Here is a 495-nt window from a genome sequence, read left to right on the forward strand (position 1 = left end):
GTCGGAGAGTCTTCGGTGGCCTTCCAGGCCGCACACGCCCGGTTCGTGGAAGTCGCCGCAAAGGTCAACGCCCTGCTCGATATCGCCCAGCTCAACCTCGGCGATGCCGCAGCCACCTACGTGGCCGAAGACGCCGCCGCCGCCAGCCGCTACATCGGCGTCTAACCCACACACGCACAAGGAAGGGAACACAGCAGATGTCGCAGATCACTTTCAACTACCCCGCCATGCTGGCCCACGCCGGCGAGATGAACACCTACTCCGGTGTACTGACCGCCCTGGGAGCAGACCTGGCCGCCCAGCAGGCTTCCCTGCAGGCGGCCTGGCACGGTGATACCTCGATGAGCCAGGCCGCTTGGCAGGCTCAGTGGAACACCGCGATGGAAGAGCTCATCCGCGCTTACCGCGCCATGGGCACCACCCACGAAACCAACACCCTGTCCATGAACGCCCGCGACATGGCAGAAGGAGCCAAATGGGGCGCATAAACGCCCT

Annotated in this window: 1 protein-coding gene and 1 pseudogene; both read left to right on the forward strand. The window is 64.6% G+C overall.

Going from position 1 to position 495, the window contains the following annotated elements; translation table 11 throughout:
- A pseudogene (locus AOT87_RS00005) lies at nucleotides 1-165 on the forward strand (type VII secretion protein EsxS); the annotation flags it as partial.
- A gap of 32 nt (nucleotides 166-197) precedes the next feature.
- The gene (locus tag AOT87_RS00010) at nucleotides 198-488 is read left to right on the forward strand and encodes a WXG100 family type VII secretion target (RefSeq protein ID WP_030095673.1); all 291 of its coding nucleotides are present in this window, start codon (nucleotides 198-200) and stop codon (nucleotides 486-488) included.
- Nucleotides 489-495 lie beyond the last annotated feature (7 nt).

Source organism: Mycobacteroides sp. H003 (assembly GCF_001440135.1).
Classification (GTDB): domain Bacteria; phylum Actinomycetota; class Actinomycetes; order Mycobacteriales; family Mycobacteriaceae; genus Mycobacterium; species Mycobacterium gwanakae.